The organism is Clostridium transplantifaecale (genome assembly GCF_900626075.1).
GTDB classification, from domain to species: domain Bacteria; phylum Bacillota; class Clostridia; order Lachnospirales; family Lachnospiraceae; genus Otoolea; species Otoolea transplantifaecalis.
In genome coordinates, this window is record NZ_UYZY01000001.1 from 1018565 (window position 1) to 1037149 (window position 18585).

The window sequence follows — 18585 nt, forward strand, 5'->3', positions numbered from 1 at the left end:
ACAGTCAAAATGCAGCAACCGCCTGACCGAATAGTTCGGGTCATTGAGCCAGAAACGGCATCTGTCCCAGTCATGCAATGCTACCTGGCATGACTGGGATAGATGCCGTCCGAGACGCCTATACCCTGAAGCAGCTTCCTCCGACAAATTCCCTGAGTATGGAGTTCTGTGGAATTCTCTCGCTGCTCACGCCCAGAAAATAATCCAGGAATTTAAGCAGGCGTTTTGCCTCCGAGTATTCTTCAGAATCCCTGGGAACGCTGTAAAGGAGCGGCTCCGCATATTGTTTCAGCACCGCCAGTTCATAGAGCAGGGCCGAGTTAAACATGACGTCTGCCTCTTCCTGATAAGGGAAGATATTCCTCTCCTCCCCCCTTCTCACGGAATCCCACATTCTGATTGTGACCTGTGCTGAAGAACCTCTTGTCCTGTCGTCCCGGATCATTCTCCGGAGCAGTCTGCCGTCTGTTGTCGGAATCCGGTTGTGCTCATCGACATTTAACTGTGTCAGTGCGCTGATATAAATCCTGAATTTACTCTCCTTCGGCAGGGAGTATGACAATTTGTCATTGAGGCAGTGAATCCCTTCGATTACCAGAATATCCTCCTCGCCGAGCTGCAGGAAATCTCCCTTGTACTCTCTCTCACCGCTGACAAAATTGTACCTCGGAATTTCCACCCTTTCCCCTGCTAAGAGCGCAGTCATATCTTCGTTAAACTGCTTGATATCGATGCACTCAAGCGCCTCATAATCGTAGTTTCCATCTTCATCCCTTGGGCTGTTGACCCGGTTTACAAAATAATCGTCTACCCCGATAGGATGCGGTTTTAAGCCCAGGGCGCTCAGCTGGATGGACAGACGGTGGGAAAATGTGGTCTTTCCCGACGACGACGGCCCGGCAATCATGACAAATTTATTCTTGCCGGATGACGCAATCTTTTCTGCAATATCGCCTATCTTCTTTTCCTGGAGTGCCTCCTGCATCAAAATCAGTTCATTCATTCTGCCCTGGGAAATCGCCTCATTTAACGTTCCCACATTGAAAACGCCCAGTTTCTTTCCCCACTGCTCCGACTCTTTCTGCACCTCAAAAAGTTTCCGTCTCGGGCTTAACGGCATCAGCTTTTCCGGGTTCTTTCTCGACGGCAGGATCAGGACAAAACCTTCATCATAGAGCTGCAGGTCAAAATATTTGATATATCCCGTATTCTGCACCATATATCCGTAAAAATAGTCCTCAAAATTTTCGATGCTGTAGATATTGACCCTGGAAGCGCGGCGGTAATAGAATAATTTTTCCTTATCATACATCCCGTGCTGATGGAACAGTTCAACCGCCTCATCCGTATTTTCGCTGCGTTTTAAGATAGGCAGGCTGAGTGAAACGAGACGTTTCATCTCCTCCTTCACCCGATCCAGCAGCTCCTGGTTCAGAATCAGAGAGCCCTCCGTCTCAATATAGAGGCCGTTGCCCACGGAGAAGCATACGGTCAGGCTGCTGACATTCTCCTTGCCTACAACGTCGTAAAACGCCTTCAGCATGAGAAACAGAGCGCTCCTCTGGTAGCTTAAAAAGCCTGCCTTGTCGGCGGCCGTGATAAACCTGAGGCTGCAGTCTTCCTTCAGTGTCTTATGGAGTTCCTTCAGGCGCCCGTCCACCCAGACGAGCAGGATCTCATACTCATAATGATCCTGAAAATCCTTAGCAATCTTGTGAAACGGCGTTCCCTCCACATACTCCCTTGTCTCTTCCCCTATTGTTACAATCGGCATATAACTCCTCCATTCTGAAATTTTGGCTTTGTATTATATCACATGATTTGGAAATACATCCCGTTCTTTTATAACGTTAAGTTTCTCTTCCAGGTTTTCCTCCAGGAATTTCTCCATAAATCCGGTGAAAATATGCTCAATCCCGTAGTGTCCGGCGTCTATCACCGCCATGCCGTTCGCCACGGCGTCGATTCCCTCGTGGTGGCCGATATCCCCGGTAATGTACACATCGGCTCCCCATCTCAGCGCTTCTTTTAACGTGCTCCCCCCTGAACCGGGACATACAGCCGCCGTCCTGACGGCAGGACCGCCGTCTTCCACGTCGCCGAATACGGTGACAAACGGAATTCCATAGGCTTTTTTAACTGCCTCTCCCGCCTCCCTAAGCGTCATGGCATGCGGAAAGTTTCCGCAGATGCCGATTCCGTAATCCTTATCGTCAACCGTCTTTCCCATAACCTCCAGAACCTCCGTATCCGTAAGGCCCAGGCGGGCGCCCGCCAAATCGGCCATACATCCCGGAGCCGCGTCGAAGTTTGTGTGCATCGCATAATAGGATATGTCGTTCTGAATCAATTTCAGAATACGCCTGCTGATAAAATCTTCGTCATTCACCTTTTTTAACGGTCTGAATATGAGGGGATGATGGGTGATGAGCATGTCGGCTCTGCAGCGCACCGCATCCTCTATGACGGAGTCCGTGGCATCCAGAGCCAGATATACCGTTTTCACCTCTTTGCCGCTTCTGCCCGCCAGAAGGCCCGGGTTATCCCAGTCGCATGCCATGGGCAGCGGCGCAAGCGCTTCCAGTTTTTTAATCAGTTCACTGCATTTCATCCTGTGCCTCCTTTATCATTTCCCGCCTCGTTAAAAGCTCCCCGAGGCGTCTTGCGGCGCTGTCGGAGTTTTTCTCAGACAGTGCTGCGATGAGTTCATCCACCGAGCGTCTCTCTTTCTCCAGAAACTCCCGGAATACTTCGTTATTTTCCTGAATCAGGCATTTTCCATACTCGTAAAAGCATTCCCGGCCATAATGCATGGCGCCATGTCCCGCCTCGATGACCGTGTAATATTTGCCCTCATCTTTTACCATGGTTTCCCGCAAAATAGTGAAACCGTTCTCCTCCAAATAATGCCTTACGCTTCCGATTTCCGACTGGGGTGACAGAATCAGACGTTCCGTGCTCTCCCACACGTGCCTTCCCGCTTCCAGGATGCGCACAATCAGTTCCCCGCCCATTCCTGCGATAACAATAGTATCGGCCTCGCCCGGTTTCAGATTCAGAAGGCCGTCGCTGAGCCTCACCTTTATCTTATCGCCGAGTCCGTATTCGAGGACATGGTTCTCAGCACGCTCTAACGGCCCTTTCCGTACATCCATAGCCAGCGCGGAGGGGGAAATCCCTTCCTTTACCAGATAAATCGGTATGTATCCGTGATCAGTCCCTATATCAGCAATTTTGCTTCCCTTGCGGACAAAGGAAGCAATCGTCATTAAACGGTGTGATAATTTCATTTAAATATCCTCGGTAATTTTTATTTAATCCAGATAATCTTTCAGTTTTTTGCTGCGGCTTGGATGCCGCAGTTTTCTCAGGGCCTTCGCCTCGATCTGGCGGATGCGCTCCCTGGTTACGTTAAATTCCTTGCCCACTTCCTCAAGCGTCCTGGGCCTTCCGTCGTCCAGGCCGAAACGCAGGCGGAGAACCTTCTGCTCTCTGTCCGTCAGCGTGTCCAGCACCTCCATCAGCTGCTCATGAAGCAGCGTAAAGGTCGCCGCATCCAGCGGAACCTGTACATGGTCGTCCTGGATAAAATCGCCGAGGTGGCTGTCTTCCTCCTCACCGATAGGCGTCTCAAGCGATACGGGATCCTGGGAAATCTTCATAATCTCCCTGACGCGCTCTACCGGTATCTCCATGCGCTCCGCCACTTCCTCGGGGAAGGGCTCGCGGCCAAGCTCCTGAAGAAGCTGCCTGGAGGTCCGGATCAGGCGGTTGATCGTCTCAACCATATGCACCGGAATCCGGATCGTCCTCGCCTGATCGGCGATGGAGCGCGTGATAGCCTGGCGGATCCACCAGGTCGCGTAGGTACTGAACTTAAACCCCTTGGAATAGTCGTATTTCTCCACGGCCTTGATCAGTCCCAGGTTGCCCTCCTGGATGAGATCCAGAAATTGCATCCCGCGGCCCACATAGCGCTTTGCAATACTTACCACCAGACGCAGGTTAGCCTCAGCCAGGCGCTTTTTGGCGTACTCATTACCCATCTCCATCTGCTTTGCCAGCTCAATCTCTTCATCCGGCGATAAAAGCGGAACTTTTCCGATCTCCTTCAGATACATCCTGACCGGGTCTTCTATATTAATTCCATCCGGTACGCTTAAATCTATATTCTCAACATCGATCTCTTCCTCTTCGTTTAATTCCTCCTCGATAAAGAGATCCGGGTCAATATCGATATCCTCGTCGAACTGCAGCACGTCGACCTTGTTATTCTCGAGAAAATCATACATCTGATCCAACTGATCCGGGCTCAATATTTCACCATGGAAAAAGTCAAGAATTTCTTTATTGTCCAATACATTCTTCTTACTTTTCGCCAGTTCCAGAAGCTTTATAAGCTTCTCTTCAAATGTCACTGTCTTTTCTTCCATAATTCTCCCATCCCTCCATAGCTTTATTGTACATTCGCTGCTATGAAACCAAAGGCCGCAATATCACGGCCGCTGTTTAATTTCCGGCAGGGCTGTGAATAATGACAATCAAAGGCTTAATAGTAACGTATTTTCTCCTTAATCAAGTGAAATATGCAGATTTGCCAGTTCGGCCTGCTCCTTAATCAGCTTCTGAAGCTCTTCAAGGCCGGCGGCATGCCGGATTTGATGTTCCAGGCTGCTCCTTTTTATCCGAAGTACGGTTTCTGAAAATGCTTTCTTCTGTTCTTCGTTACTTAACGACTCGTCCAGGCTGGCGCTAAAAAGCGCCGCTACTTCCCTGTAGTTCCCCTCATCGTCGATAAAGTGGTTCAGGATGGCCGCCGGGTTTACCTCCCCTTTCTCGTGGCCGTCAAACACCATCTCCGCCGCTTCGCGGTAAAGAGGTTTGACAAAATCCTTGGGGGTGATGATTCCTTTTATTTTATCGAATAGCTCCGGTTCCTCTATCAGCCAGGTGAGCAGAAGGCGTTCGGATTTCCTGATTCCCTCTTCCTTCTCTTTTTTCTTAACGGGCGCTCCCGGCCGGGACGGCGCAGGTTCCTCTTCCTCCGCTCCCCTGCTCCTTGCAGCCCCCATCCCCAGGCGGCTGCCCAACTGGTTAACCAGAGTTTTCAGGTTCTCATAGTTGATGAAGAATTCCCTCGACACGGCCTGGATATAGTTGTCCCGTTCCAATGCCTCCGGAAAATCCAGGAGCTTTCTGGCCGTTTTGTTGTAGAAATCGGTCTTCTGTTCCGGGTCCTCCATGTTGCAGCCCTCTTTTAAGACGTCAATCTCAAAGAGGAAACTGTTGCGGGCGTTCTCAATTCGTTTGCGGAACTCGTCCGGCCCCAGGTTTTTCATAAATTCGTCGGGATCCTTATAGGGCCTCATATTCAGCACCTTTGTCGAAATCCCGGCGTTCTTGAGTATCGGTATGGCGCGCAGGGCCGCTTTCACTCCCGCCCCGTCGCTGTCGTAGGTCAGCACTACCTGATCCGTATACCGTTTCAGAAGAGCCGCATGCTGTTCTGTCATTGCCGTCCCCAGCGAGGCCACCGCATTGGTGAAACCGGCCTGGTGCATGGATATGACGTCCATATAACCCTCACAGAGCAGGATGAATTTCTGCCTGGAGGTTCTTGCGTAATTCAGTCCGTAAAGATTCCGGCTCTTGTCAAAGAGCTTGGTTTCGGGCGAGTTCAGATACTTTGGCTCCCCGTCTCCCATGACACGCCCGCCAAAACCGATCACACGGTTGTTGACGTCCATAATCGGGAACATGACCCGGTTCCAGAACTTGTCCCTGGCTCCCCGCTCCTCAATCGTCACAAGGCCTGTCTCTTTTAAAATGCTGTCGTCATAGCCCTTGCTTTTCAGGTAACGGTATAAATCGTCACTTGTTTTATTGGAATACCCCAGACCGAACCGGAGGATCGTCTCATCGGTCAGTTCACGCCTGCGCAGATAATCGTATCCCACCTGGCCCTGGGGCTGTTTTAACTGAAAATAAAAATAGTTGGCTGCCTGCTTGTTGATCTCCAGCAGAGCCGCCTTAAGATCCGCCTGTGCTTTTGCCTCTTTGGAATACTCCATCTTCGGGAGTTTGACGCCCGAACGGTCCGCCAGCATCTCAACGGCCTCGCGGAACGAATAATTCTCGTATTCCATAATAAAGGTAATCACATTGCCGCTGACCCCGCAGCCGAAACAGTGGTACATCTGCTTCTGGGGCGCCACGGAAAACGACGGTGATTTCTCATGATGAAAAGGGCAGAGACCAAAGTAATTGGCCCCCTTCTTCTGAAGCTTCACATACCCGGAAATAACATCCACGATGTCGCTCCTCATTCTGACTTCTTCTATCACTTCTTCCGGATAATACATGAAAACCTCCTTATACTTTCCAGGATTTTGGTACAAAGAGCTCGTTGAAACGGTCGATGGCATAAATGTCCGTCATTCCTGCAATGTAGTCGCAGACGACCCGTTCTTCTTTTTCCCCGCGCTCTCTCATCATATCCAGATATTCTTCTGGTAATTCGTGAATATGTTTCATATAATGCTCATAAAGCATCACTATCATGTGCTGCGCTTTTCCTTCCTCGGCCTTGGCAATCCCGTTGCGGTAGACGTTCTCGAACATCCATCTGCGCAGTCCGTGCATCGCCGTCTCCATGCCAGGTGACATGGCTATCTCCGGTTTGTCAAAGCTCTGGTAAATAATATCGTGTATCATCGTATTGAGACGCTCCCTGACGCTGCCCCCGAGAATATCCGTATACTCGGCCGGCAGATCACCTTCCTCAAAAATCTTTCCGCGGATGGCGTCGTCAATATCGTGGTTAATGTAGGCAATTTTATCGGAAAGGCGCACGATATGCCCTTCCAGGGTGGATGGATGGCCGCTGGTGCGGTGGTTTAAAATCCCGTCCCTCACTTCCCAGGTCAGGTTGATTCCACGCCCCTTTTTCTCCAATACCTCCACGACGCGGACACTCTGTTTGTAGTGTGCAAATCCGTCGCTGCAGAGCTTGTCGAGAATCGACTCTCCCGAGTGGCCAAAGGGTGTGTGCCCCAGGTCATGCCCCAGTGCAATCGCTTCGGTCAGAGATTCATTCAGCCTCAGCGCCTTTGCAATGGTCCGGGCTATCTGGGAAACTTCCAGTGTGTGGGTCAGGCGTGTCCTGTAGTGGTCTCCCTCGGGCGCAAGGAACACCTGCGTCTTATGCTTCAGCCGCCTGAATGACTTGCTGTGCAGAATCCGGTCCCGGTCCCTCTGGTACTCCGGACGGATGTCGCAGAGCGGTTCTTCCCGGTCCCTTCCTCTCGTATTTTCACTTAAAGAGGCGTAAGGACTCAGATACTCGCGTTCCCATTTTTCCGTAGTTTCTCTGATATTCATATTGATCCCACCCTTATTCAGAACAATTTATGTAATAATCTCGAAAGTTCACCCATTATCTAACCATAATATCATATTTTTCTACTTTTTAACACCCTTAATCTGTTAAAATTTTCTAAAAATTTACGAAAAAGAAGACAAAAGAGTGAGGATTCAATGGGGGAAGGCACCGGGTACAGGGTGACGGGCGGGATAGTTTCATGAGAGCAAAGGTATAGCTGTTCCGGTGTGCCTTTGCTCTCAATGGTGCTTAAACCGGCAGGGATGCCGCCAGGCACAGCGTTCCCCACCCAAGGCGCGGATTTGGATAAACGGTTTCGCCCGGCAGATGTTTTGCTCCGCGGATCAGGTAAGCTTTTAATTTTTCGCCATAAAGGAACGGATCGTTCCCCATTACGATACCCCACTGCATCAGCAGGGCTGCGCTTCCTGTTACGAAAGGGGTTGCAAAGGAGGTTCCCGTGACGGGCTCGTAGCCTCCTCCGGCACGGGACGCCATGACATTCACTCCGGGAGCGGACAGGTCCGGTTTGATCAGATTGTCGAGTCTGGTAAATCCCCGTCCGGAAAAATCGGCGTATGTCTGGAAGGAGTCGTTGTAAGCCCCCACCGATATGGCCCTGAGGGCGGTGGACGGAATGGTGAGCGTCGTGTCGGGGGTAGGGCGCAGGAAATGGGTGGAGCGGTTCAGGGCGCTTTCCGACGGCAGCCAGAAGTCATACTGCCCCGATATGATCCGCCTCGGAACCAGCCTTATCTTCCAGACACCACTCTCGACGTAGTCATACCTGGGTATGAAGTCGAAGTAGATTTCCTGGGCTTTGCTGTAAGGGCTGGGTTTTCCGTAGTAAAGAAGGACCGTGGTTCTTGCAAAACGTATCCTCTGTGAACCGAGCTGGCTGTTGATCGGGCCTACCGAAGTGCCGCCCGGGCCTACAAGGATAATATCAAAACTGTCTACATACAGTTTCCAGAGCTGCACGCCGAAGCCGGTCTCATAATCGTCGACCGACAGTTCTATCTCATCCGTGTTCCCCTCGGTCAGGAAACCGGCAGTGTGGCCTCTTGTGCTGCCCTCATTGCCTGTCCCCGCGACAACTGTGGTCTTCCCCTGTCCGGCCATCATGTTGATAAATGTCTCCAACAGGCTGGTTCCGTCATGTGAACCGTATGTATTGCCAAAACTCAGATTAACTGCCAGGGGTTTCTGGTAAAAGACCGCCCGGTTGACTACGTAGTCGAGGGCCCGCATCATCTCCGTTGTCCTCGGAAAGGAGTCGGCCGCCGGTACTCCCAGCTTTACAACAATCAGATCACTCTCCCAGGCAATGCCTCTGTACCGTCCGTCGCCTTCCAGGCCGCTTCCCGCGGCAATCCCGGCCACCGCGGTGCCGTGTCCGCTTACATCCCTCTCCGGCACAATCTGGTAAGCCGCCGCACGGCTGCCTGCCTCCAGCGCCTCATTAATCTGCTCGCGGGTGTATACCGTATCACGGTCCTGATCCCACAGCTCCAGAATGCGGCTTTTTCCCTCCGCATCCCTGAAATCCCGGTGATAATAATCAATCCCCGAATCAATGATTGCGGTGATGACTCCCCGGCCGGTCAGGCCGCTTCCGTTTTCCTGCACCGGATTGATGCACGAATTACTTTTTCCTCTGTTAACGGAAAAATAGAGCCTTTTCGGTTTTTCAATATATTCAACCTGTGAAAAACCTGCCAAAGACTCTATTAGTGATTCCGGTACCGACATGATCGCATAACCGCCCGACAGCGGGTCCGCCTGAATTTCAGGCAGCGCCTCAAGGATTACGCTCAGCTCTCCGTTGTATTTTACGATCAGTTCCCACCGTCTCTCTTCTCTGTTAAACCCAACGCTCAGCGCGGGCGATTTTTCACGTTCTTCCGGAGTGGCATCCATGGCCAGATTCAGAAGGTTTTCCGCTTTTTGATTGTCCATATACATATCCTCAGATTTTCTGTGAACAGTAGCTGCCTGGTTCAATTCAGCCTGCGGCCAAACTGTTATGCTGCCTACTTTCTCAGATTACATCTAAATATATGCGGGAAGACGTGAAAATATGACTGTTATTTTAAGAAACCGTTGACAATCTGCTCCTCTGCCTCGGATTCCGTAAGTCCCAGCGTCATCAGTTTGACAATCTGGTCTCCGGCAATCTTTCCAATAGCCGCCTCATGAATCAGGGCTGCATCCGGATCATTGGCCGTAAGCTCGGGAACCGCCTGGATTTTGGCATTGCCCATAATAATTGCATCGCACTCCGTATGGCCGGCACAGCGGCTGTTTCCGTTGATGATGGATACAAATTTCTGATGGGATTCCTCTTTTGCCACGGAACGCGACATGACATTGGCGCTGGCATCCTCTCCGTTTAAATTGACGATAATGCTGCTCTCCGCATCCTGGCTGCCGTGTGTCAGAAGGCGCTCTTTAATGACTATCTTAGCACCTGCCGCCAGGTCGGCCACCGTCTTTCTGATTGTGGAATCCACCCCCTTAATCTGAACGGTTTCCATCTCCAGATAGCTGCCTTCATCCATCGTTACTTCCGTGGTTGGGTTCAGGATTCTCTTCCCTTTCCCGTCGCCTTCCCCGTAGTGTTTCTCCACATAGCGGACTTTGGCATTCTTTCCGATGAAAAAGCGGTGGATTCCGTCGTGTTCGGACGCAGCGTCCCCGCCATTGTGGATGCCGCAGCCAGCTACAATTGTAACATCGGCGTTATCACCAATGTAAAAGTCGTTATATACCATCTCCATCAGTCCGCTCTGACTTAAAACGACCGGGATATGGACGCTCTCATTCCTGGTTCCTTCTTTGATTTTAATATCGATTCCCGATTTGTCTTCTTTTGTGACAATATCTATGTTAGCCGTCGTATTTCTTCCCGCCATCTGTCCGTTGGCGCGGATATTATAAGCGCCTGCCGGCACGCCGTGCAGGTCAGCAACTTCTTCCAGTAATGTTTTTTGAATCTGATCCATTAATTATCCCTCCTGAAAAAATCGCAGGCTTCTACTGCCGAGGATGTGCCCAGAATCTCCGGAAGCACCTCTTCCCTTTTCCCCTCTTTTAATACACGCCCGTCGGCAATCACCACGATCCGGTCTGCAATGTTAAGAATCCTCTCCTGATGGGAAATAATCATGATGGAGCCTTTTGTCTTTGCCCTCATCCGCTCAAATACCTGAATCAGGTTCTGGAAACTCCAGAGATCGATTCCGGCTTCCGGTTCGTCGAATACGGAAAGGCTGGACTGCCTGGCCAGTACGGTGGCAATCTCAATCCGCTTCAGTTCACCGCCCGAAAGGCTCGCATTCACCTCACGGTTAATGTAGTCCTTGGCGCAAAGTCCAACCTCCGACAGATATTTGCAGGCATCCGCCGCAGACATGTTCTCTTTTGCCGCCAGCCGGATCAGGTCGAGAACCTGGACTCCCTTAAAACGTACCGGCTGCTGGAATGCAAAGCTGATTCCCATATTGGCTCTCTCGGTAATATTCTTTCCCGTGATGTCTTCGCCGTTAAACAGGATTCTGCCGCCGGTCGGGTTGATAATGCCTGCAATCAGTCTTGCAAGCGTAGATTTCCCGCCGCCGTTCGGCCCTGTGATCACCACAAACTCGTCATCATTTATCGTCAGATCGACATGGTGGATAATCCCTTTTTGTCCCTTTTCTTCCTGGATTTCATAAGAAACATTCTCCAGTTTAAGCATGGTGGTCCTCCTCTATAATTAATTTATCCTTTTACTGCTGTACTGCATCATTTCGCAGTTAGTATTATATACCACTTTTCCATCTTTTACTATAGGAAGTATGCGAAAAAACGTGATATATGTTTATTTTTCGTTTCCGGTGACACCTACGTATCCCGGGACAGGCGGAGCACCATGTCCGGACCTTTTGCAAAATCCGGGGAAAAGCCGTATAAACCGGCATTTTCTGTCACCGTCACCAAAGGAGCGCCCGGCAGGATTTCTTCTTCCCGCCGGGCGCTCCCCGCTCAAAGTGATAACTGTTTCAGTGTTTCTATTTAAAAAATTCCGCCCCCTGTGTTTTCGTTTTAAGCCGGTAGATAGTCTCACACGCAAAGTAAAGTTCGGAGCGGTCCGGGCCGCCGAAGCAGAAGTTTCTGCAGGTTCCCGGCACATGAATTTCACCGAGTTTCCTGCCGTTTTTATCGAAGACAAACACATCACCCGTAGCCGTTGTAAATATATTCCCCTGTGCATCAATCTTGGTTCCGTCAGGGCGGCCGCCGACTTCGCAAACCACCTCACCACCGCTTAAGGTGCAGTCTTCTTCCACTTTGAACCTTCGGATTTCCTGTCTCGGGGTATCGTTCACCAGCATAGTCTCTTCTCCGATTTCCATGCACAGGCCGTTGGGCTGCTCAAAATCACTGCGGGCGAGAATCAGCTTTCCTGTCTCATCAATACAGTACACGCCCTGGAATCCCATTTCCGGCTCACGTGCAATTCCGGCTACCTTGCTGGTGCGCCCGTACACCGGATCCGTAAACCAGATACGTCCCCTGGAATCTACGATGATATCGTTGGGGCTGTTTAATTCCTTTCCTTCATAATGGGAAGCCAGTGTTTTCATATAGCGTCCGTCCGGCTCCATACGGGTGATAGAGCTGGTTGCGTGCTCACATGTCACGATACGGCCCTCGAGGTCAATAAAATTGCCGTTGGAAATGTTACTGGGGAATTTAATTACAGTCGTCTCGTAGGTCGCCGGATCCCATTTGTACACCTTTCCCGCGCCCATGTCGGAAAAGATCAGGCAGTCATTTTGAGGCCACCACATAATCCCCTCCGTCACTTTGTGTCCCACCGATATCGGTTCGAGCACCGCGTCGGCGTCAATTAAGTCGTAAAATTCCGGTTCTGCTGCATTGTATAACATAGTATTTCCTCCTTGTATTATCTGTATATTTTATTTGGCTTCACTCCGGCAGTTTTGCAAACGGGGCCGGAATCTTTTCTTTAATGGTATCTGATCATAATGCGATTGTAAAATATTGAAAACAAATGTTTTCATAGGTAATGCCTATGGAAACGTGGCCGTCTTTCTCTGATACAGCTCAATACCACCAATCAGGACCGAACGGAATAAGACGGGCATCCATCTGTCAATGGTATTGGACGCTCTGGTAAACGGCAGCAGTGTCCAGGGCTATCTGTTCCAGTGCCTACACTGCGGGAAACACCCTCTGTGGACAGATTGTGATTGATGGAATATTACGGCAATATTACGACAGCATCATAGACTGAACCACAAAAATCGGCTTTTGCCTGCCGCAGCTAATCTCACGCTGCGACAGGCAAAGGCCGATTTTCTTTTTTTATTATACTCTCTCCTTATAAAACCCGTTTATTTAAAGCCCTGCAATTTCAGATGTCGCTTTCAAAAAGTCTTCCATCTCCCGGGAAGTGTTGACATGGAGAGGGGATATCCTGACAACGCCTTTGGATGCAAATGCATCGAGCATTCTTGTGGAATAAATGCTGTCATAAGTTCTCTCAAATGTGACGATGCTGCGTTTTTCATACTCGGCCGCTGCCTGTTTGGCACCTAGACGTTCAAACTCGATTCCCAAAATCAGATCCCGGGTCCTCAGGTCCCTGCCGTCCATCTGTACCTTAACTCCTTCAATATAGCGGAGGCCTTTTTCCCTTTTGGTTCCTTCCAGCATAATCTGAAGCAGTCCTCTCTCATGGGCGGCTATCCGCTCCATTCCGAGTTCAAATAGCTTTCTTCGATCCGTGCAGCCGGATTCTTTTTTCTGTCCCAATGCTGTCACGTAATTTACAATTTCCGTGACAGCCGCCAGATGAGCCGGCGTTTCGCTTCCGGCCAGCCATTCATCCTTCGGTTTACCAGCCAGCCTGTTATGTTCAAGGCGCGCAGCTCTGTCGGAGAGATAGGCGACTCCAAAGCCACGGACGCCAAAGAACTTATATGGGGCAAAATTCATTGCATCGACTCCATATTTCTCAGGATCCAGTTTACCGTGAGGTGCATGCTGTACGGCATCGCAGATAATATAAAGCTCCGGATTGATTTTCCGTGCCTCCCTGAAAATTGTATCGATGTCGTATTTATAACCCGAGATATTGGAAGCAGCCATACAGGAGAGGACCGCTGTGTTTTTGTCAATCAGTGACAGAACCTCCCCTGCATCCACGCCACCTGTTTCCCGGTTGGCCCGTGCCACCCTGAGTTCGCAGCCGTTTTTCCGGGCATACAACACCATTGCATCAAAGGAGGACGGATGCTCCAGAACCGTTGTCACATAATTTGTTCCTACGGCATTTTCACTGATTACCCGGGTCATCTCCATCATGACGGCAGAAGCGGTATAACCGGGGTAAAGCGCTCCCCCGGACGCGTTAAATATTACCTCTTTCAAATCACGCCGGCCCTGTTTTGCAGCCTCCTCCAAAACACCGGCCAGCCGGTTGGAATGTCCCGGCGCATCCGGGAAACTGCTGATTCTGTGAAATTCATCTTCCGCCCGTTTCAGGCGCAGAGAACCTCCCGCATTATCGAAAAACAGTCTTTTATTGCCCTCAGGATCACACTCCGTATAATAAAACTGGGAACGTATTTCTTCCAGCTCTTCTTCAGAAAACATGTCATCTGTAAAATTCATTTTAAACCTCCGCGTTTTAGTTTTAATTTGGATGCGAAGATGCCTCTGGAAGATAGCGGACGTGGAATGATTGGTCAAGTCTTCAGTTCCAGTTTTAGGGTGCGTGAGAAGGAATCCGTCCGTTACCGGCGGCGTTTTCCTCCCTCACCACGCCCCCTTTAATACAGTTTCTCTTCGTTAATTATCGCATCCAACAGATGAATGCGCTCATCGCACTCCTCTTTTCCCCGGCCGCTGACGGCCAGCAGGATAATTTCCGATACACCGAACGGAGCCACATAGGAATTGGCAAATCCCAGTCCGTCGACCTTTGTAATAATCACAATATCTGCCTGCGCCGCAAACCGGGAAGTCTGGCGATCCGTTATCAGTATCACCTTTGCGCCGTTCTTTTTCGCAATGTCGATTACAGATTTATTAATCTCGGAATAGCGTGCAAAGCTAAACACCACCAGACAGTCTCTATCCGTAATATCCATAATTGTTTCAACGGCCGACGCGTCCGCGTGAGAAATGGTAACTACCCTCGGAACCAGCATTAACAGTCTGTTTGCCAGATAGTAAGCGCAGCTTGCGGTACCGCGGAAACCGGCAATATACTTGGAATTGCTGTTCAGGATGATATCTGCAACCTCCTCAATCACCTTTCCGTCCAGCTTTGCAAAACTTTTCTCCAGATTATCAAGGATATAGCCGCTGACATCCCGGATCAGGCTGTCCTGGTTTAACCGGCTCTTTGTCTGTGTATATTTTTCACCCGGCATTAAAAGTGACTGTTCCTTATTATACTGAGCCGCCATCCGGGCGTTCATTTCGCTTCGGAAATCGGAATATCCCCTGTAGCCGAGTTTACGGATAAAACGAATCACCGAGGTATCGCTGACGCCGATTTTTTCCGCCAGCGTCGAGGATGTCAATATTCCAATGGTGTCGAGATTTTCGAGTATGTACTCCGCAATCACGGCATCCGCCTTTGTCAGTTTCATTTCTTTTATTTTTTCAGCAATACTTTTCATTGTTTGACCTCCGGATATATTTGGACTGCAAATGATTATAGATTAAAAATATCACAGCAAATAATTCTGGTCAATAATAGTCAAAAAATATTGCAGGAAAATATTATTCAACAACTCTATTTTTAATTTACTGATTCACTTATTTTGTTTACCGATTCATTCACATTTTAATTTGTTTCAGAAGCCCCGCTGTTTTCAAATTTGCGTCCGATTCCGGTCAGGGCGCTTCCGACATAGAGAATGATCAGCCCATAACTGTGGAAGCAATACGGCAGTACCTCCCTGAAGGAAAATGTATCCGCAACTACTCCCGACGCTGCCGCAAGACTCATACAGAGCAGAAAAGAAGAATTGTAGGGAACAATGCCTCCGAAAGCCGTGCTCAGACCGTCCGTAATATTGGCTCCCCTGGTCCTTGCAATATGAAACTTCTTCGTCAACTGTCTTACAAAAGGCCCCACAATAATGATATTGGCCGTACTTGCCGCAATTGCAATCATACCGAAAATCGTCATTCCCGCACTGGCCAGCTCCGCTTTCTGTGGCGTATCACATTTACTGTGTATGCCGCTGATTAACTGGTCGAATGCACCGGATCTTTTTGTAAGCTCCAGCACGGCAAAGAGCATGATACAGAATAAAATCAGGCCCGCCATTCCGGAAATACCGGCCACCACCGGACCGTCTGCCGAAATCATCGTACTAAACGGGATAAGGCCCAGGGCAAGATTTAAGGTGATTCCCAACATATTGCAGACGAGCATGGTGGAAACAAGTCCGACTCCTTTTGTCATCAGAAACGCCATGATAACAGGAAGTACCAGCATTACCAGTGACGGGGCCTTGGAGGCGTCCACCTGGGTCATGACCGCGTCTGCGTTCAGTGTCTTGAAGCCAAAGTAGATATATAAAAGGCTTGCCCCTACACCGCTTATGATGGAATACGGAAGTCTCGTCTTTACAACGCTTGATACATCCGTCTCCTGCGTCATTGCCGATGCAATCGTCGTATCGGATATCGGAGCCAGGTTGTCACCGAAAATACTGCCGCTCATTATCGCTCCGACAATGAGACCCGGATTACAGCCAAAGCCCACTGCCAGCGGAAGCATAATGGGTGTCACTGCCGCGCAGGTTCCTCCCGTGGTGCCGCATGCCGTTGAAATCAGCACACAGGTGATAAAGGTAATCACCGGCAGAAAATTTGCATTCAGGTGAAGCTGCGAGGAAAGCCATATCAGGCCCTGAATCAAGCCGCTCTGGCGTAAAAGCTGCGATAAAATGCCTGCCATGATGAATGCCACGGTCATGGTCGCCAGCATATGATCCCCCACGCCGTCTATCACGGCATTATCAAATTCTTTTTTATCCTTACTGAGAATAAATCCCGTACATATGGCCACAAATGCTCCTGCGGCAAATACCATCAGTGAAATATGGCCTGTCAGCGCAGCCGTGATCATGATGACAACAAATGTAATCATGGGAACCCATGCCCCCAAAAGTCCTCCATGAAAATAAAGCTTATTTTCTTTTTCCATTGTAATACCTCTCCCTCTTCTCCTTACGGCTCCGCATATTTGCAGGTCATCTCCCAGTCACAGAGATCTGCATATCCAAACAGAATCCCTTCCCTGAATGCCGGTTTCATATTCTGATCGTGGGTGTGTGTGATAATGAGATGGAGCATATCCAAGTCAAAACCCGCCTCCCTGGCCAGAATGGCCGACAGGACACCGTGCTGGATTTTCTCTGCAATATCGCTTTTTACCAGTTCTCCCTGTCCGTTATATTCATATTCGACGACTTTATCCACGTCATGAAGCAGACCAAACAGAATGAGACGCTGCTCGTCACATTCAACATCGTGATATTTTTTTATAATCTGGTTCATGGCAAGGGCACATTCGATCGCTGAATTGACATGGGATATCAGGGAAACATGCTCCATTCCTTCCTTAAACTTTGCCTGGTCAATCGTCTCCCAAGGACTCATATCAAGCGCCTTCATCCATACGTCCGCCACTGCCGCCGCCTTCTTTTTATCCTCCACCTGCCTGATACATGGAAGATACCGGGACAGAAATTCAATCTTTTCCTCCGATGTTTTCACTTTTTTCTTTCCTTTCTTTTGTTCCTCTCTTCATGTTCTTCTTTATACGTTTTTCGCTCTATGTTCCCCTCTTTATATTTCTCTCCCTATCTGACTGTCCTGCTTTTCTCTCCCGCTTGCCTCTTCCGCCTGTCTATTCCGCCTGCCGCTGTTTCTCACATCACACTAATGCTGCCAGCGCATACGCCAGTCTGTCAAGGCCCTTCTCCAGGTTTTCCATAGAATTCGAGTAGGAAAGTCTCAGGCATCCCGGTGCATAGAATGCGTCTCCCGGCACTACCGCCACCTTGACGGTCTCCAAAAGATAGGTTGCCATATCGACGGAATTTTCAATCACTCCTTCCTGCCACTTTTTTCCGAAATACCATGAAACATTGGGCAGATAATAAAAGGCGCCCAGGGAGTCTGTTGTTTCGACATGAGGAATTGCCTGCAGTTTTTCCCCCATCATCTGCCTGCGTCTGTCAAATTCCTGCCTCATGGCCTCCACGGACCGCTGCTGACCCATAATCGCCTCTACTCCCGCCTTCTGCGTTATGGAATTTATACCGGATGTGATATGACCCTGCAGGCCGCGGATTTTTTTCATACAGTTCTCCGGCCCCGCCGCATATCCCAGTCTCCATCCCGTCATTGCATAGCTCTTTGAGCATCCGTTTACCACCACCGTGTGCGCTTTCGCCTCCGGTGAAATAGATGCGACACATATATGTTGGGAGCCGTCGTACAGCAATTTTTCATATACCTCATCCGATATAATCCAGAAATCGTTTTCCACCGCCAGCGCCACAAGCCCTTCCAGTTCTTCACGCGTATAGACCACGCTGGCCGGATTGTTCGGGGAGTTGATGATGATTGCGGTTGTCCTGGGGGTAACGGCTTTTGCGATTGCCTCTAAATCCAGGTGATATCTGTCTTTTCCATACCCGACAGCGGGAACCTGCACCGGAATTCCTCCCGCAATCTTTACCATATCCACATAACTTACCCAGCACGGCGTAGGGATAATGACTTCATCGCCCTCGTCGGCCAACGTCAGCGTTGCCTCAAATAGCGCCTGTTTGGCTCCAGTAGTGACACAGACTTCGTTCATGGTGTACTCCACTCCGTTGTCTTCCCTCAATTTATCGATAATGGCCTTTTGGAGGTCCGGAATACCCTGAATGGGAGTATATCTTGTAAAATTATTGTCGATTGCCGCCTTTGCCGCATCTTTAATATTGTCCGGCGTGTTGAAATCCGGTTCCCCGATATTCAGTTTGATGATATCCTCACCGCTGCGGTTAAGCTCCGCAATTCTTGCGTTCAGTTCCACTGTAAAGGATGGCGTTACGTTATTTGCTCTTCTGCTGAACATGTTATTCCCTCCTGATGTTGTTCTCTTTCTAATC

16 protein-coding genes are annotated in these 18585 nt (G+C 49.7%); 1 reads left to right on the top strand and 15 read right to left on the bottom strand.

Annotated elements, in window-relative coordinates:
* Positions 1-118 precede the first annotated feature (118 nt).
* From EJL91_RS04375 to EJL91_RS04420, 10 genes are all read right to left on the bottom strand, one after another.
* Positions 119-1774 carry a nucleoside kinase gene (locus tag EJL91_RS04375; RefSeq protein ID WP_125140720.1) on the bottom strand — a complete coding sequence of 552 codons (1656 nt, stop codon included), beginning with the start codon at positions 1772-1774 and terminating at the stop codon, positions 119-121.
* 33 nt (positions 1775-1807) lie between these two features.
* Complete coding sequence (locus EJL91_RS04380; RefSeq protein WP_125140721.1) at positions 1808-2611, bottom strand: Nif3-like dinuclear metal center hexameric protein; 804 nt, start codon at positions 2609-2611, stop codon at positions 1808-1810.
* Complete coding sequence (locus EJL91_RS04385) at positions 2598-3290, bottom strand: tRNA (adenine(22)-N(1))-methyltransferase (protein WP_125140722.1); 693 nt, start codon at positions 3288-3290, stop codon at positions 2598-2600. Before EJL91_RS04385 ends, EJL91_RS04380 begins: the two co-directional genes overlap by 14 nt.
* A 24-nt stretch (positions 3291-3314) precedes the next feature.
* Entirely contained in the window at positions 3315-4433 is a 1119-nt protein-coding gene (gene rpoD, locus EJL91_RS04390; protein WP_125140723.1) for an RNA polymerase sigma factor RpoD, read from the bottom strand.
* 138 nt (positions 4434-4571) lie between these two features.
* Positions 4572-6362 carry a DNA primase gene (gene dnaG, locus EJL91_RS04395; RefSeq protein ID WP_125140724.1) on the bottom strand — a complete coding sequence of 597 codons (1791 nt, stop codon included), beginning with the start codon at positions 6360-6362 and terminating at the stop codon, positions 4572-4574.
* A gap of 10 nt (positions 6363-6372) precedes the next feature.
* Complete coding sequence (locus EJL91_RS04400; protein WP_125140725.1) at positions 6373-7380, bottom strand: deoxyguanosinetriphosphate triphosphohydrolase; 1008 nt, start codon at positions 7378-7380, stop codon at positions 6373-6375.
* A gap of 250 nt (positions 7381-7630) precedes the next feature.
* A complete protein-coding gene (locus tag EJL91_RS04405) occupies positions 7631-9340 on the bottom strand; it encodes a S8 family peptidase (RefSeq protein WP_125140726.1) in 1710 nt (569 codons plus the stop codon).
* Between the two features lie 128 nt (positions 9341-9468).
* Positions 9469-10386 carry a SufB/SufD family protein gene (locus EJL91_RS04410; protein WP_125140727.1) on the bottom strand — a complete coding sequence of 306 codons (918 nt, stop codon included), beginning with the start codon at positions 10384-10386 and terminating at the stop codon, positions 9469-9471.
* On the bottom strand, positions 10386-11120 hold the full coding sequence (locus tag EJL91_RS04415) for an ABC transporter ATP-binding protein (protein WP_125140728.1): 735 nt from the start codon (positions 11118-11120) through the stop codon (positions 10386-10388). The genes EJL91_RS04410 and EJL91_RS04415 overlap by 1 nt, the downstream gene beginning before the upstream one ends.
* Before the next feature lie 313 nt (positions 11121-11433).
* Entirely contained in the window at positions 11434-12315 is an 882-nt protein-coding gene (locus EJL91_RS04420) for an SMP-30/gluconolactonase/LRE family protein (protein WP_125140729.1), read from the bottom strand.
* Positions 12316-12505: 190 nt separating this feature from the next.
* Between EJL91_RS04420 and EJL91_RS04425 the strand changes: the two genes are divergently transcribed.
* Positions 12506-12643 (top strand): CbrC family protein, encoded by a 138-nt coding sequence (locus tag EJL91_RS04425; RefSeq protein ID WP_279230033.1) that lies wholly within the window; start codon positions 12506-12508, stop codon positions 12641-12643.
* A gap of 144 nt (positions 12644-12787) precedes the next feature.
* Here the strand turns inward: EJL91_RS04425 and EJL91_RS04430 are convergent, their stop codons facing one another.
* The 5 genes from EJL91_RS04430 to EJL91_RS04450 all read right to left on the bottom strand — a co-directional run bounded on the left by EJL91_RS04430 (position 12788) and on the right by EJL91_RS04450 (position 18551).
* Positions 12788-14065 carry an aminotransferase class V-fold PLP-dependent enzyme gene (locus EJL91_RS04430; RefSeq protein WP_125140731.1) on the bottom strand — a complete coding sequence of 426 codons (1278 nt, stop codon included), beginning with the start codon at positions 14063-14065 and terminating at the stop codon, positions 12788-12790.
* Positions 14066-14223: 158 nt separating this feature from the next.
* The gene (locus tag EJL91_RS04435) at positions 14224-15081 is read right to left on the bottom strand and encodes a MurR/RpiR family transcriptional regulator (protein WP_125140732.1); all 858 of its coding nucleotides are present in this window, start codon (positions 15079-15081) and stop codon (positions 14224-14226) included.
* A 167-nt stretch (positions 15082-15248) separates the two neighbouring features.
* Complete coding sequence (locus EJL91_RS04440) at positions 15249-16622, bottom strand: Na+/H+ antiporter NhaC family protein (protein ID WP_125140733.1); 1374 nt, start codon at positions 16620-16622, stop codon at positions 15249-15251.
* A 23-nt stretch (positions 16623-16645) separates the two neighbouring features.
* Entirely contained in the window at positions 16646-17194 is a 549-nt protein-coding gene (locus tag EJL91_RS04445; RefSeq protein ID WP_125140734.1) for an HD domain-containing protein, read from the bottom strand.
* A 160-nt stretch (positions 17195-17354) separates the two neighbouring features.
* A complete protein-coding gene (locus tag EJL91_RS04450; RefSeq protein WP_125140735.1) occupies positions 17355-18551 on the bottom strand; it encodes a pyridoxal phosphate-dependent aminotransferase in 1197 nt (398 codons plus the stop codon).
* Between the last annotated feature and the right edge of the window lie 34 nt (positions 18552-18585).